This is a genomic window from Streptomyces sp. NRRL B-24484, from assembly GCF_000717715.1.
In the GTDB taxonomy this organism is placed as follows: domain Bacteria; phylum Actinomycetota; class Actinomycetes; order Streptomycetales; family Streptomycetaceae; genus Kitasatospora.
This window is the reverse complement of record NZ_JOAI01000031.1, coordinates 39,779-53,601: the sequence shown is the minus strand read 5'-3', so window position 1 is coordinate 53,601 and position 13,823 is coordinate 39,779. Positions and strand designations below refer to the sequence as shown.

Annotated in this window: 14 protein-coding genes and 1 riboswitch; of the genes, 6 read left to right on the top strand and 8 right to left on the bottom strand. The window is 73.8% G+C overall.

Annotated elements, in window-relative coordinates:
- Positions 1-45: 45 nt before the first annotated feature.
- Positions 46-540: a hypothetical protein gene (locus IE98_RS0125535; protein WP_030272755.1), complete on the bottom strand. Its 495-nt coding sequence runs from the start codon at positions 538-540 to the stop codon at positions 46-48.
- A gap of 686 nt (positions 541-1,226) precedes the next feature.
- Between IE98_RS0125535 and acs the strand changes: the two genes are divergently transcribed.
- Entirely contained in the window at positions 1,227-3,182 is a 1,956-nt protein-coding gene (gene acs, locus IE98_RS0125530) for an acetate--CoA ligase (protein WP_030272753.1), read from the top strand.
- 77 nt (positions 3,183-3,259) lie between these two features.
- Here acs and IE98_RS49390 read toward each other — a convergent pair whose 3' ends face one another.
- Entirely contained in the window at positions 3,260-3,487 is a 228-nt protein-coding gene (locus tag IE98_RS49390; protein ID WP_159401050.1) for a hypothetical protein, read from the bottom strand.
- 329 nt (positions 3,488-3,816) lie between these two features.
- Here IE98_RS49390 and nhaA point away from each other — a divergent pair, with 329 nt between their 5' ends.
- From nhaA to IE98_RS0125510, 3 genes are all read left to right on the top strand, one after another.
- Positions 3,817-5,079: a Na+/H+ antiporter NhaA gene (gene nhaA / locus IE98_RS0125520; protein ID WP_043175109.1), complete on the top strand. Its 1,263-nt coding sequence runs from the start codon at positions 3,817-3,819 to the stop codon at positions 5,077-5,079.
- A 114-nt stretch (positions 5,080-5,193) separates the two neighbouring features.
- Positions 5,194-5,655: a phage holin family protein gene (locus IE98_RS0125515; protein WP_030272749.1), complete on the top strand. Its 462-nt coding sequence runs from the start codon at positions 5,194-5,196 to the stop codon at positions 5,653-5,655.
- 156 nt (positions 5,656-5,811) lie between these two features.
- Positions 5,812-6,831, top strand: coding sequence for an alpha/beta fold hydrolase (locus IE98_RS0125510; protein WP_078661295.1), 1,020 nt, complete (start codon positions 5,812-5,814; stop codon positions 6,829-6,831).
- A gap of 374 nt (positions 6,832-7,205) precedes the next feature.
- Here IE98_RS0125510 and IE98_RS0125505 read toward each other — a convergent pair whose 3' ends face one another.
- From IE98_RS0125505 to IE98_RS0125485, 5 genes are all read right to left on the bottom strand, one after another.
- Complete coding sequence (locus IE98_RS0125505) at positions 7,206-8,390, bottom strand: MarP family serine protease (protein ID WP_030272744.1); 1,185 nt, start codon at positions 8,388-8,390, stop codon at positions 7,206-7,208.
- Between the two features lie 58 nt (positions 8,391-8,448).
- A complete protein-coding gene (locus IE98_RS0125500) occupies positions 8,449-9,168 on the bottom strand; it encodes an NUDIX hydrolase (RefSeq protein ID WP_043175106.1) in 720 nt (239 codons plus the stop codon).
- Positions 9,165-10,043, bottom strand: coding sequence for an endonuclease III (gene nth / locus IE98_RS0125495; RefSeq protein ID WP_063749001.1), 879 nt, complete (start codon positions 10,041-10,043; stop codon positions 9,165-9,167). Before nth ends, IE98_RS0125500 begins: the two co-directional genes overlap by 4 nt.
- A 77-nt stretch (positions 10,044-10,120) precedes the next feature.
- Positions 10,121-10,771: a hypothetical protein gene (locus IE98_RS0125490; protein WP_030272738.1), complete on the bottom strand. Its 651-nt coding sequence runs from the start codon at positions 10,769-10,771 to the stop codon at positions 10,121-10,123.
- 58 nt (positions 10,772-10,829) lie between these two features.
- Entirely contained in the window at positions 10,830-11,384 is a 555-nt protein-coding gene (locus IE98_RS0125485) for a histidine phosphatase family protein (RefSeq protein ID WP_324605796.1), read from the bottom strand.
- A gap of 132 nt (positions 11,385-11,516) precedes the next feature.
- Positions 11,517-11,663, top strand: a riboswitch (cobalamin riboswitch).
- Between the two features lie 33 nt (positions 11,664-11,696).
- Here IE98_RS0125485 and IE98_RS0125480 point away from each other — a divergent pair.
- Together IE98_RS0125480 and IE98_RS0125475 are read left to right on the top strand one after the other, a co-directional pair.
- Positions 11,697-11,921, top strand: a complete 225-nt coding sequence (locus tag IE98_RS0125480; RefSeq protein WP_030272734.1) for a CbtB domain-containing protein — start codon at positions 11,697-11,699, stop codon at positions 11,919-11,921.
- 13 nt (positions 11,922-11,934) lie between these two features.
- Complete coding sequence (locus tag IE98_RS0125475) at positions 11,935-12,696, top strand: CbtA family protein (protein ID WP_030272732.1); 762 nt, start codon at positions 11,935-11,937, stop codon at positions 12,694-12,696.
- A 94-nt stretch (positions 12,697-12,790) separates the two neighbouring features.
- Here IE98_RS0125475 and IE98_RS0125470 read toward each other — a convergent pair whose 3' ends face one another.
- Positions 12,791-13,756, bottom strand: a complete 966-nt coding sequence (locus tag IE98_RS0125470) for an acetylxylan esterase (RefSeq protein WP_030272730.1) — start codon at positions 13,754-13,756, stop codon at positions 12,791-12,793.
- Positions 13,757-13,823: the final 67 nt, after the last annotated feature.

Sequence of the window (13,823 nt, the reverse complement as noted above, 5' to 3'; positions counted from 1 at the left end):
TCGTCCACGCCACCCCGCGGACGGGCGGCCACGTACGGGCAGCCGTCAGGACAGCAGCTCCGCCAGGTCCGCCGGCGTGACGTACCCGGGCCACCGGCCGTCCGAGAACAGGTGGACACCGGCGTCCAGGTAGCACTGGTCGACCAGCTGGGAGCAGATCATGTGGCGGCTGCTCGCCACGTAGCCCTTGATCAGCGGACCGATGGGCAGCCGGAAGCGGTGGGCGGCCAGCGCGAAGTAGTCGGCTGCGCTGTAGGGAACGCCGATGTACCAGCGGGCGGCAGTGACGACGGCCGCCCGCTGGGCATCCGTCAGGGCGTACCTGCCGGTGGACCAGCGCGCCGGGCTGCCGGCGTACACGGAGAGGGGGCGCAGTTCGGCCCCGCCGGGCTGCGCCTCGACCAGTTGCCCCTCGCCCACGAAGACGAAGGCGTGCTCGTAGTCGGCGAAGCCGTCTCCGTTGAGCCACTGGCCGAACCGGATGAGCCGACCGACGTGGCCGTCCATGCGGACGACGGCGAAGTCACCGGGCAGGGGCACGGCGGATGAGGAGGAAGAAGAGGGAGGAGGTGTGGCCGGCATGACTCCGACCTCCGTCGCATGAGGGGTGCGCCGTTGGTCGGGCCCGCAGCAGATGCCGCAGGCCCGCCTGGTCAGTGGAGTACCGATGCGGCAGGTCGTCAAGTGGTCCTGCACGGTCGGTTCCGCGGCCGACGGTGTGCCGCAGGGGCCCGTCCCCGTACGCATCGGCCGCCGACACCCCGCACGCCGCCCCGGCAGCCGCCCGGGCATCAGGCACAGCAGGCACCCTGCGCACCCCTACCGATCCGCGGCACCGCTCGCCGTGCGGATCGGCCCACCCGGCGCACTCCGCACCTCTCGCGCCCTTCACCGGGCACTCCGCGCCGCGCCCGGAACCGACACCCGGCATCCGGCGCCCAGCACCTGAGCCACCGGTCGGACACCCGCCCGTCCGCCGCACCTCCGGGGCCGGCCGACCGGAGTTCACCCGCGCGCCCTCCGCGCGCCCTCCGGCACCCGGCCCGCGTCCACCTCCGGGCTCGCCGGGCAGGTGGGCCGGTCGGCGGCGGCACGTCAAAGGTCTACACCAATTCTCGGGAGGCTCTTGTCAACACACCCGTTCGCCTGGTGAGCTGTGTGCTGGGACACACGGGACAATCCCGCAGGGGATCACCCGGCAGATGAGACTCGATGAGGAGTACGCGTTGAGCAACGAGAGCCTGGCCAATCTGCTGAAGGAGGAGCGCCGCTTCGCGCCGCCGGCCGCGCTGGCCGCGTCCGCGAACGTGACCGCGGACGCCTACGGGCAGGCCTCGGAGGACCGGCTCGCCTTCTGGGCGGAGCAGGCCCGCCGCCTCACCTGGTCCGTCGAGCCGACCGAGACCCTGGACTGGAGCAACCCGCCGTTCGCGAAGTGGTTCGCCGACGGCCGGATCAACGTCGCGTACAACTGCGTCGACCGGCACGTCGAGGCCGGCCTCGGCGACCGGGTCGCGATCCACTTCGAGGGCGAGGGCGGCGACACCCGCACCATCACCTACGCCGACCTGAAGGACGAGGTCTCCCGGGCCGCGAACGCGCTGCTCGAACTCGGCGTCGCCAAGGGTGACCGGGTCGCGATCTATCTCCCGATGATCCCCGAGGCCGTCGTCTCGATGCTCGCCTGCGCCCGGATCGGCGCGACCCACTCCGTGGTCTTCGGCGGCTTCTCCGCCGACGCCGTCGCCTCCCGCATCCAGGACGCCGACGCCAAGCTCGTCATCACCGCCGACGGCGGGCACCGCCGCGGCAAGCCGTCCGCCCTCAAGCCGGCCATCGACGAGGCGCTCGACCGCTGCCCCGGCGTCGAGCACGTGCTCGTGGTGCGCCGCACCGGCCAGGACACCGCCTTCACCGAGGGCCGCGACGTCTGGTGGCACGAGGTCGTCGACCGTCAGTCCGCCGAGCACACCCCCGAGGGCCACGAGGCCGAGCACCCGCTGTTCATCCTCTACACCTCGGGCACCACGGGTAAGCCGAAGGGCATCCTGCACACCACCGGCGGCTACCTCACCCAGGCCTCCTACACCCACCACGCCGTCTTCGACCTCAAGCCGGAGACCGACGTGTACTGGTGCACGGCCGACATCGGCTGGGTCACCGGGCACTCGTACATCGTCTACGGGCCGCTCGCCAACGGCGCCACCCAGGTCATCTACGAGGGCACCCCGGACACCCCGCACCAGGGCCGGTTCTGGGAGATCGTGCAGAAGTACGGCGTGACGATCCTCTACACCGCGCCGACCGCGATCCGCACCTTCATGAAGTGGGGCGACGACATCCCCGCCAAGTTCGACCTGTCCAGCCTGCGGGTGCTCGGCAGCGTCGGCGAGCCGATCAACCCCGAGGCGTGGGTCTGGTACCGCGAGCACATCGGCGGCGGCCGCTGCCCGATCGTGGACACCTGGTGGCAGACCGAGACGGGCGCCATCATGATCAGCCCGCTGCCCGGCGTCACCGAGACCAAGCCCGGCTCCGCCCAGCGCGCGCTGCCCGGCATCGCCGCGACCGTGGTCGACGACGAGGCCCGCGAGGTCCCCAACGGCTCCGGCGGCTACCTGGTGCTCACCGAGCCGTGGCCGTCCATGCTCCGCACCGTCTGGGGCGACGACCAGCGCTACCTGGACACCTACTGGTCCCGCTTCGAGGGCCGGTACTTCGCCGGTGACGGCGCGAAGAAGGACGAGGACGGCGACATCTGGCTGCTCGGCCGGGTCGACGACGTCATGCTGGTCTCCGGTCACAACATCTCGACCACCGAGGTCGAGTCCGCGCTGGTCTCGCACCCGGCCGTCGCCGAGTCGGCCGTGGTCGGCGCCACCGACGCCACCACGGGCCAGGCCATCGTGGCCTTCGTCATCCTGCGCGGCACCGCCGAGGCCGGCGACGACCTGGTCGCCGACCTGCGCAACCACGTCGGCCGCACGCTCGGCCCGATCGCCAAGCCCAAGCGGATCCTGCTGGTCAACGAGCTCCCCAAGACCCGCTCCGGCAAGATCATGCGCCGTCTGCTGCGCGACGTCGCGGAGAACCGCGAGATCGGTGACGTCACCACGCTCGCCGACTCCTCGGTGATGAACCTCATCCAGGCCCAGCTGCCCTCCGCCCCGAGCGAGGACTGACGCACCGCCGAGGGCCGGCTCCCCGCTCCCGCGGGGCGCCGGCCTTCGGCGTGTTCGGGGGCGTGGCCGACGTCCGGTCAGCTGCCGCGCGGGGCGCGGAGCGTCGTGTGCGCGGTCCGGACGAAGCCCAGGCGAGTGGTCGGCAGGGTGTTGCCCATCGCGACCAGGACGGCCGCGGCCACAGGGCCGAATCCGGCGTACGCCGTGAAGCGCAGGGCCGAGCCGTGGGTGGCGTCAACGGCCGCGTCCGTGCCGCCCTGGCGGGTGCAGCAGGGTGCCGACCATAAGGACGGGCCGCGGTTCACGCATCCCGTCGCACGCCGTCCGGGGGACGGTGTCCGGCGGCCCCTGCGGGCCCGGTCGCGTCGCCGGGCGGCCGGCGCCGACGTGCATAGACTGCGGCCGATCCGCCGCCGTCGCGCACTCCGTAGAATGCGGTGGGGCGTCAGGACCGCTCCGAGGCGCGCCGGGAAGTCTGGTCGGCATCCGTACGACAGGTGTCCCCCGTACGGGGAGACCGCCCGTCCCAGCCCCAGGAGGTCCCGCCGTGGCCACACCGCCCGCGCCCGACCAGCCGCCTGTGCCCGACCGTCGGTCCCCGTCGGACCGGTCCTCCCGGGACGGGCAGCGCCGGATGTTCCTCGGCCTGCTGCCGCTGCCCGAGCGGCGGATCATCCTGGACGCGCTGCGGACCGAGACGGTCGGCGGTGTGCTGCTGCTCGTCGCCGCGGTCGCCGCACTCGTGTGGGCCAACGTCTGGCCGGCCTCCTACGCGTCCGTGAGCGGGTACACGATCGGGCCGTCGACGCCGCTGCACCTGGACCTGACCGTGGAGACCTGGGCCGCCGACGGGCTGCTGGCGATCTTCTTCTTCGTGGCGGGCATCGAGCTCAAGCGCGAGTTCACCTCGGGCGAGCTGCAGTCGCCGAGCGCGGCCCTGCTGCCGGTGACCGCTGCGGTGAGCGGGGTGGTGCTGCCCGCGGTCGTCTACACCCTGGTGAACCTCGCGCCCGGCGGCCACCCCGGCGGATGGGCGATCCCGACCGCGACGGACATCGCCTTCGCGCTCGGCGTGCTGGCGGTGGTGGGCAGTCAGCTGCCGTCGGCGCTGCGGGCCTTCCTGCTCACGCTCGCGGTGGTGGACGACCTGATCGCGATCCTGATCATCGCGGTCTTCTACACCTCGGAGATCAAGTTCTGGGCGCTGGGCCTCTCGCTGGCCGGGCTGGTGCTGTTCTGGCTGCTGAACCGCCGCGAGGTGCACGGCTGGTACGTCTACGTGCCGCTGGCGCTGGTGATCTGGGCGCTGATGCACGAGAGCGGGGTGCACGCGACGGTCGCCGGCGTGGCGATGGGCATGCTGCTGCGCTGCCGCACCCGGCCGGGCGAGGAGCAGTCCCCCGGCGAGCACGTCGAGCACCTGGTGCGGCCGCTGTCGGCGGGTGTCGCGGTGCCGTTGTTCGCGCTCTTCGCGGCCGGGGTGCCGGTGTCGGGCAAGGCGCTCGCCGAGGTGTTCACGGAGGCGACCCCGCTCGGCGTGGTGCTCGGCCTGGTGGTGGGCAAGTCGGTCGGGGTGTTCGGCGGCACCTGGCTGGCGGCGCGCTACACCCGGGCGGAGCTCAATCCGCAGCTCGGCTGGGGGGACGTGTTCGCACTCTCGACCCTCGCCGGCATCGGCTTCACCGTCTCGCTGCTGATCAGCGAGCTGGCCTTCCCCGACGACCACACGCTGGCCGAGCAGTCCAAGGAGGCCGTGCTGACGGGTTCGGTGCTGTGCGCGGTCTTCGCGACCGTCCTGCTGAAGCTCCGCACCCGGCACTACCGCCTGCTGTACGAGGAGGAGAACGCGGACTCCGACCACGACGGCGTCCCGGACGTCTACGGGCGGCCGACCTGACGCGCAGTCTCCTGACACGCCGCCGACCGGGGGCCGGAGTGGTGTGCGGACTGCCGGGCGAGGCATGATGCTGAGCTGTCGAACGAGTGCAGCCGCCGCGAAGGAGAACCGCCGATGTCCGCAGGAACCGCAGGCCGGGCCCCCTACGAGGGCGAGCGTTCCATCGGCGAGCTGTTCGCGGCGGCGACCAACGACCTCTCCGCGCTGGTGCACGACGAGATCGCGCTGGCGAAGGCGGAGATCCGGGCGGACGTCAAGCGCGGTGTGACCGGCGGCGTCTCCTTCTCGGTCGCCGGTGTGGTGGCGCTGGCGTCCGTCCCGATGCTGAGCTTCGCCGCGGCGTACGGCCTGCAGGCGCTCGGGCTGACGCTCGGCTGGTCCTTCCTGATCGTCGGCGGCGCCTACCTGCTGCTGGCCGCGCTGCTCGGTCTGCTGGCGATGCGCTCGTTCAAGAAGATCGAGAAGCCGCACCGGACGATCGAGGGCGCCCAGGCCACCGCGGACGTGCTGAAGAACGCGCGCCCGCGGCCGGCCACCAAGGAGGAGATCGACCGGGCGCTCGGCCGGATCTCCTGACCCGCGGGCGTCCCGCACCGCTGCCCGCCGGGCGACCCGGACCGGCGGCCGCCGGACGGTCCGGCCCGGTGTCCGCCGACGGTCCGTTCCGGATCGTTGCGGAGCGACGCGAGTGCCGGAGACGTGTTCGTAGCACGCGTATGACAGGCTCTCGGTATGCCGTTGGACCAGAAGCCCGTGCCCGCGAAGCCCGTCGAGCCCCGTCCCGGGACCTCCCGGCCCGCCGCGGGCCGGCCCGTGTCCCCCTCCGCCGGGGACCCCGCGGGCGCCGGAGCCCCCTGGAGCGTCCGCTCGCCGGGGCCCTGGACGCACCGCGACCTGGCCGCCAACGGGGCCCGCTTCCACATCGCCGAGGCCGGTGACGGCCCGCTGGTGCTGCTGGTGCACGGCTGGCCGGAGTACTGGTGGGCCTGGCGCCACCAGATCACCGCGCTCGCCGAGGCCGGGTACCGCGCCGTCGCCCTGGACCTGCGCGGCATCGGCGGCAGCGACCGCACGCCGCGCGGCTACGACCCGGCCAACCTGGCGCTGGACATCACCGGCGTGATCCGGTCGCTGGGCGAGCGGCACGCCCATCTCGTGGGCCACGCCAGCGGCGGTGCGCTGGCCTGGGTGGCGGCGGTGATGCGGCCGTCGGTGATCCGCAGCCTGACCGTCGTGTCGGCGGCGCACCCGCGGCACCTGCGCCGCGCCCTGCTCACCGACCGGCGCCAGATCGCCGCCTTCGAGCACGTGCTGGGCTTCCAGCGGCCGTGGATCCCGGAGCGGCGGCTGGTCGCGGACGACGCCGCGCTGGTCGCCGAGTACCTGCAGGCCTGGACGGGCCCGAACGGCATCGAGCCGGAGGCCGTCGAGGCGTACCGGCAGGCGATCCGGATCCCGTCCACGGCGCACTGCTCGATCGAGCCGTACCGGTGGCTGATGCGGTCGATGGCCCGTCCGGACGGTCTGCAGTTCGCGCGCCGGATGAAGAAGCCGATCACCGCGCCCACGCTGCACGTCCAGGGCGCCGCCGATCCGGTGCTGCTGGCGCACACCGCGCTGGGGGCGGGCGAGTACGTGGAGGCGCCGTACCGGTGGCGGCTGCTGCCCGGGGTGGGGCACTTCCCGCACGAGGAGACCCCCGAGCAGTTCACCGAGGAACTGCTGGCCTGGGTGGGGCAGCACAAGGACTGAACACCGCGGGAGGGGGCCCGGAAGCCGCACCGAGCACCCCACTCGAAAATCTGACCATCACTCATATGACAGTCGCATAAGCCAGGTGGGCAGTCCGGAGGCGGTTACTCCTCCTGGCCCAGGGGCATCCTCCCGGTATGACCTGGATGCCCGATCGCGATGCCGCACCGCGCCGACGCCGTCGTGGGAGCAGCAGCTCGCAGAGCCAGTCCCACCAGTCCGACCGGCGCCGGGGAGGCACCCCAGGACCATCGGACGGCACGTGGGCGCACGGGCTCGGCATCCCCCGCATCCTGGGCCGGCGGGCCCGCTGGGTGGGCGCCCGGCTGCGCCGCGAGGGCTGACCCGGGCACCGGCGGCGCCCGGGCGGGCCCTCAGAGCGCGCAGCCCTCGGTGTCCACCCTGGCGGTGGCGCCCTCGCCCAGCGTGGCGTCCTGGAGCACCTCGGCGGCGGTGAGCACGTAGCCGGTGTCGGCGCTGTCCAGCGACTTGGCGAAGACCACGCCGTACACCTCGCCGTTCGGGCTGAGCAGCGGGCCGCCGCTGTTGCCCTGGCGGACGAGGGAGCGCACCGAGTACACGTCGCGGACGACCTGGCCGCGGTGGTAGATGTCCGGCCCGTTGGCCTGGATCCGGCCGCGGATGCGGGCGGGCTGGACGTTGAACGAGCCGTTCTCCGGGAAGCCCGCGACGATCGCGGAGTCGTTGGTGCGCGCCTCGCCGGCGAAGGAGAGCGCCGGGGCGTTCAGCTTCGGGACGTCCAGCACGGCGATGTCGCGCTGCCAGTCGTACCGGACCACCGTCGCGTCGTAGACCCGGCCGGTGCCGCCGACCTGCACGGTGGGCTCGTCGACGCCGCCGACCACGTGCGCGTTGGTCATCACCCGGTGCGGGGCGAAGACGAAGCCGCTGCCCTCCAGGGTCTTGCCGCAGGACGGCGCGGTGCCGACCACCTTCACCAGGCTCTGCCGGGCCCGCTGGACGGCCTCGCTGCCGGCCAGCGCCGGGTCCGGCGCCTCGACCTCGGTGATCGGCTCGTGCTCGAAGGGGTTGAAGACCTGCGGGAAGCCGTTGCGGGCCAGTTCCTTGCTGAAGTCGGAGAACCAGTTCGGCGCGTCCGAGGGCAGCACGCCCTGCACCGTGGAGAGCACCGCGGAGGTGCGGACCTGCTTGGAGACGGTGGGCAGCGAGGTGCCGGCCAGCGCCGAGCCGATCAGCCAGGCCACCAGCAGCATCGAGATGACGTTGACCACCGAGCCGCCGATCGCGTCCATGGTCTTCGCCCGGCCCCTGCCGATCCGGCCGCGCAGCTTCCAGCCGAAGTGCGTGGTGACCGCCTGGCCCACCGCGGCGAACACGATCACCACCACGACCGCGACCACCGAGGCCGTGGTGCCCGGGCCGAGCCGGCGCAGCAGCAGCGGCAGCAGTTGGACGGCGATCAGGCCGCCGCCGAGGAACCCGAGGACGGAGAGCACGCCCACCACGAAGCCCTGCCGGTAGCCGGACACGGCGAAGCCCACCGCGGCGGCGATCAACAGCAGATCCAGGACATTCACCCCGATACCCTCCCATGGACGGAGCCCTGCGCCGCCACGGGCCACCGGGCCCGGCGGCTCAGCGCGGTGCGGGCGATCCCCTGTCGTGCTGCCGGTCGGCTCCGGTGAGGTTCAGCGCCTCCTCGGAGAGGGTCAGGGTACGCCGGACGTCCCACGGACGTTCCAGCCCGCTGTAGTGCAGCACCCGGTCGATCACGCCCGCGGTGAAGCCCCAGACCAGCCGGCCGGCCACCTCGAAGGCCGGGCCGACGTGCCCGGACGGATGGCGCAGCCGGGCCCGGTTCGCCGGGTCGGTGAGGTCGGTCAGCGGCACCCGGAAGACCGCGCCGGTCTCCGCCGGGTCGACCGGCCCGACCGGGGTCTCCCGGCGCCACCAGCCCAGCACGGTGGTCACCACGAAGCCGGAGACCGGGATGTACAGCGCGGGCAGGGTCGCGAAGACCTGCACCCCCGCCGGGTCGAGGCCGGTCTCCTCCTCGGCCTCGCGCAGCGCCGCGGCGACCGGGCCGGGGCCGGCCGGGTCGCCGTCCTCCGGGTCGAGCGCGCCGCCGGGGAAGGACGGCTGTCCGGCGTGCGACCGCAGCGAGCGGGCCCGTTCGATCAGCAGCAGGTCCGGTCCGGTCTCGCCGTGGCCGAAGAGCATCAGCACCGCGGACGGCCGGCCGCCGGAGGCGGGCGGCAGGAAGCGGCTGAGCTGCTCGGGCAGGACGGTCTCGGCGGCGGCGCGGACGGGCAGCAGCCACTCGGGCAGGCCGTCCCGTTCGATGGCGACGGTCATCCGGCGACCGCCATGTCCGCGACCTCGCCGTCGTGGGCGTCGGCCTCGGCACGGGCCGCGGCCTCCCCGGGGAAGTCGGCCGGCGGGCGCAGCCGCTGCCCGGGCTTGCCGGCCAGCTCGTACTTGAGCAGCTTGGCGGCCTTCTCCGGGTCGGTCTCGCCGGCTCCGAAGGAGGGGCAGAGTGCGGTGATCGGGCAGGCGCCGCAGGCCGGCTTCCGGGAGTGGCAGACGCGCCGGCCGTGGAAGACGACCCGGTGCGAGAGCATCGTCCACTCGGACTTGGGGAAGATCGCGGCGACGGCGGCCTCGACCTTCTCCGGGTCCTCCTCCTGCGTCCAGCCGAAGCGGCGGACGAGCCGGCCGAAGTGGGTGTCGACGGTGATGCCGGGGACGCCGAAGGCGTTGCCGAGGACGACGTTGGCGGTCTTGCGGCCGACTCCGGGCAGGGTGACGAGGTCCGCCAGGCGGCCCGGGACCTCGCCGCCGAACTCGTCGCGCAGCGCGGCGGAGAGGCCGAGCAGCGACTTCGCCTTGTTCCGGAAGAAGCCGGTCGGCCGGATGATCTCCTCCAGCTCCTCCGGGACGGCGGCGGCCATGTCCTCCGGGGTGGGGTACTTCGCGAAGAGCGCCGGGGTGGTCTGGTTCACCCGCAGGTCGGTGGTCTGCGCCGACAGCACGGTGGCCACCAGCAGTTGGAAGGGGTTGTCGAAGTCCAGCTCGGGGTGCGCGTACGGGTACTGCTCCGCGAGCTCCCGGTTGATCCTCCGGGCCCGCCGCACCATCCCGAGGTGGGACTCCGGCTTCTTCGGCCTCGCCGCCGGATCCTTCGGCTTCGCCGCCCGTGGCCCGGCCGTCCGGGCCTTGCTCTCTGCCATGCAGGAAGGCTACGCCCCGGGGCGGGTCGCGCGGGAACGATCGGACCGCCCGCCGGGCGGCTCCGGCACTGCCGGCGTCAGCACTGCCAGAGGAAGGCCGCTCGGCCGCAGGGCTCGCAGGCGAAGGCGTAGGCGCTGCCGCTGCCGAAGTTCATCGCGGTGAGGTGGTCGGGCCCCTCCTCCAGCTGGACGGCCATCGTCATGGCCCGGTCGCAGGACGGGCAGTCGGGCGTCTGGTCGTACTGGAGCCAGGCGGGTTCGCCGCCGAGCTGCCCGAGCGGCGCCGCTCCGCGCCGTACGAGGCGGGCGGCCTCGTAGTCGCCGCCCGGGTCCGGCCGGTAGGAGAAGGCGCGGACGGCGCCGAGCTGCCGGGGGTCGCCGTCGTCCTCGTCGTGGTCGTCGGGCAGCGGGGGCAGGGGCAGCGGGCCGCTGCCGTCGACGGGGAGCAGCAGGGCCAGGTTGCCGCCGGCGCGGGCGTCCCACTCCTGGCAGCCGCCGGGGTCGTTCTGGCACATGAACAGCGCGAGCAGGGCGCGGCCGTCCGCGGCGCCGGCGCCGTTGTGCCGGCCGAGGTCGTCGAGCAGGACCTGGGCGAGGAACTGCATCGCGCCGCCGCAGGTCGCGCAGTGCGGCCAGGCGGTGCCGGCCGGCGCGAGCGGCAGTCCGCCGGTGCGGGTGACCGGGGCGTCGGGGGCGACCGGGCCGGCGTCGGTCATCAGGGTCGTCATGTCGGGTCACCCTAGGGTGCGGCACCGACGCCGGTGGGCGCGCCGGGGTGGCGGCGGGTCAGAGCGGTTCTCCGCAGCGGAGGTTCCAGCGGCCGGCGCGTCCGGTGAGGTGCGTGGCGGTGAGCGGGCGGACGTCGAGCCGCCAGAAGGCGGTGGCCGGGGCGCCGAGGGCGTGCACGGCGGCGGCGCGCACGGTGTCGGGTTCGACGACGGCGGTCACCGGCGGCCCGTCCCCGGGCAGCGCGGCCAGCCAGCCGGCGACCCGGTCCAGCAGGGCCTGCAGGGGTTCACCGCCGTGGGGTGCGGCGGCGGGGTCGGCGAGCCAGCGGGCGAGGGCCTCGGGTTCGGCGGCGGCGACCTCGTCGAGGGTCCGGCCGCGCCAACGGCCGCTGTCGCAGCCGGCCAGGGCGGGTTCGTCGACGGGCGAGGGCAGGCCGAGCACCTGCGCGGTCCGACGGCAGCGCGGCGAGGGTGCGACGGGGGTGGGCCCGTCCGCGCGGAGGGTGCCGGCGGCGGCCTCGGCGGCGCGCAGTCCGAGGGCGTCCAGCGGTCCGCCGTCGTCGAACCGGGCCTGCCGGGCGGCCTCGCTCATGGCCGCTGAGATCAATGTCACGCGCACTGTCGGTCCTCCCACAACTCCTTTGCCGGGCAGGCGAATCGCCATCGCTCTCCGGCCGGGGCCGCGGCGGCCGGGCGGTCGTGGCGGTGAATGCGCCGTCCGCACGCCCTTGGCGGGCCCCGCGGCTGACGGTACCTTCTTGGCGATGTGCGACGGCACGACGGAAGCCGGTGAGACTCCGGCACGGTCGCGCCACTGTGAGCCGATGGTCCTGCTCCTCGGAGCGGGGACTGTCGGTGAGTCAGACCCGGTGTCGTCGCCTGTGCACCGTCTAGCGGGACGCGAGTTCCCGAGGAGGTTCCTGCCATGGCCCAGTCCGCCGCACCCGCGGTCGTCTCTCCCGTCGGCCAGTCCGCCGCACCGCTCTCCGTCAAGGCGATCCTGCCGTGGGCGGTGTTCTTCGGCATCCTGATGATGACCCTCGTCTACTTCGTCGGCGCCGAGCAGGGCGCCGTCTCCCTCGTCTCCGGCGAGAACGTGCACGAGTGGGTGCACGACGGCCGCCACCTGCTCGGTTTCCCCTGCCACTGACGGGACGGGAACCGTGAACAACTCCACACCCGTCAGATCCTTCCTCGTCCGCGGCATGCTGGGCGGGTTGGGCGCAGCCGTGCCCGCCCTGCTGGTCGCCTACCTGCTGGGTGAGCCGCGGGTCGACGCCGCGATCGCCTTCGAGGAGTCCCGGCCCCACTCGCACGGGGAGGGGCCGGAGCTGGTCAGCCGGTCGCTGCAGTCCACGGCCGGCCTCGCCACCGGCATCCTGGTGTACGGCATCGCGCTGGGCGGCATCATCGCGCTGGCGTACTGCTTCGCACTGGGCCGGATCGGCCGGTTCGGTCCGCGGGCCACGGCGATGCTGGTCTCCGGCACCGGTCTGGTCGCGCTGTACGTCGTCCCGTTCCTCAAGTACCCGGCCAACCCGCCCGCGGTGGGCAATCCGGACACCATCGGGCAGCGCACCACGCTGTACTTCCTGATGATGCTGCTGGGGCTGCTGCTGTCGATCGCCGCGGTGATCGTCGGCAGACGGCTCGCTCCGCGGCTGGGCAACTGGAACGCCACGGTGGTGGCGCTCGCCGGCTTCACGGTGGCGGTGGGTCTGGCGTACGCCTTCCTGCCGTCGTTCAACGAGGTACCGGCGGAGTTCTCGGCGACCCTGCTGTGGCAGTTCCGGCTGGCGACGCTCGCCGTGCAGGCCACGCTGTGGCTGGGCTTCGGCCTGATCTTCGGCCACCTGGCCGAGCGGCTGCTGAACCCGAAGGCCGCTGCGGCGGCCTCGCCCGGCGCGGTGGCTTCCGCGGCCTGACGGACGGCCGAGGGGCGCGTGGGGGTACCTCCCCACGCGCCCCTCGCCGTCCGTTCGGCCCTGTGAGGCGTCCCGCACCCTTCGAGGGCGGTTCCTAGGCGCCGAGGTGGCGGCGGAGGAAGCGGAGGGCGGCCGCGTCGTCGTCCGGGCCGCCGGCCTCGTGGCCGTTGTAGCGCCAGACGTCGATCTCCTTCGGTCCGGCGTAGGCGTTGTGGGCGGCGAACACGGTGGACGGCGGGACGACCTGGTCCATGAGTGCGGCGGAGAACCGGGCCGGGGCGGTGGCGCGGGCGGCGAAGAGCACGCCGTCCACGTACGAGAGGGTGCGGTGCACCTGCTCGGCGCTGCCGCGGTGGACGGACAGGTAGTCGGCGATCTCCCGGAAGGGGTGGGCGTCGGTGACGACCACGGCCCTCGGGAAGTCGCAGAGGAAGGGCACGTGGGCGACCACCGCGGCGAGGTCGGGGACGAGTCCGGCCGCGGCGAGGGCGGTGCCGCCGCCCTGGCTGTTGCCGAGGACGGCGACCCGGTCCGGGTCCACCTGCGGCAGCGTGCGGACGGCGTCCACGGCGCGGACGGCGTCGGTGAACAGCCGCCGGTAGTAGTAGTCGTGCGGGTCCTCGATGCCGCGGGTCATCACGCCGGGCACCTGCGGTCCGGCCGGCCCGGAGTCGGGGGTGTCGCCGCGGCTCCACACCGAGCCCTGGCCGCGGGTGTCCATCTGCAGGTGGGCGAAGCCGGCGGAGGCCCAGACGAGGTTCTCCAGGACGTGGCCGCGGCCGCCGCCGTAGCCGACGTACTGGACGACGGCGGGCAGCGGGCCGTCGACGCCGCGGGGCAGCCGCAGCCAGGCCCGGACGGGCTCGCCGGCGTACCCGGGGAAGGTCACGTCGAAGGTGTCGACGGTGGTGAGGCCGGTCGGCACGGGGACGGCGGCGGTGTCGCCGCCCGCGGCACGGGCCTCGTCGAGGGTCTTCCGCCAGAAGGCGTCGAAGTCGGCGGGCGCGGTCTGGGCGCTGCGGTACGAGCGGAGGTCGTCCTCGGGCAGGTCGGTGTACAACGTCGGCTCCTTCGGCCGGTGGTTCCTGCGGTCGGGGTCCACCTGCCCCGGCCTCGGCCGCCGCACT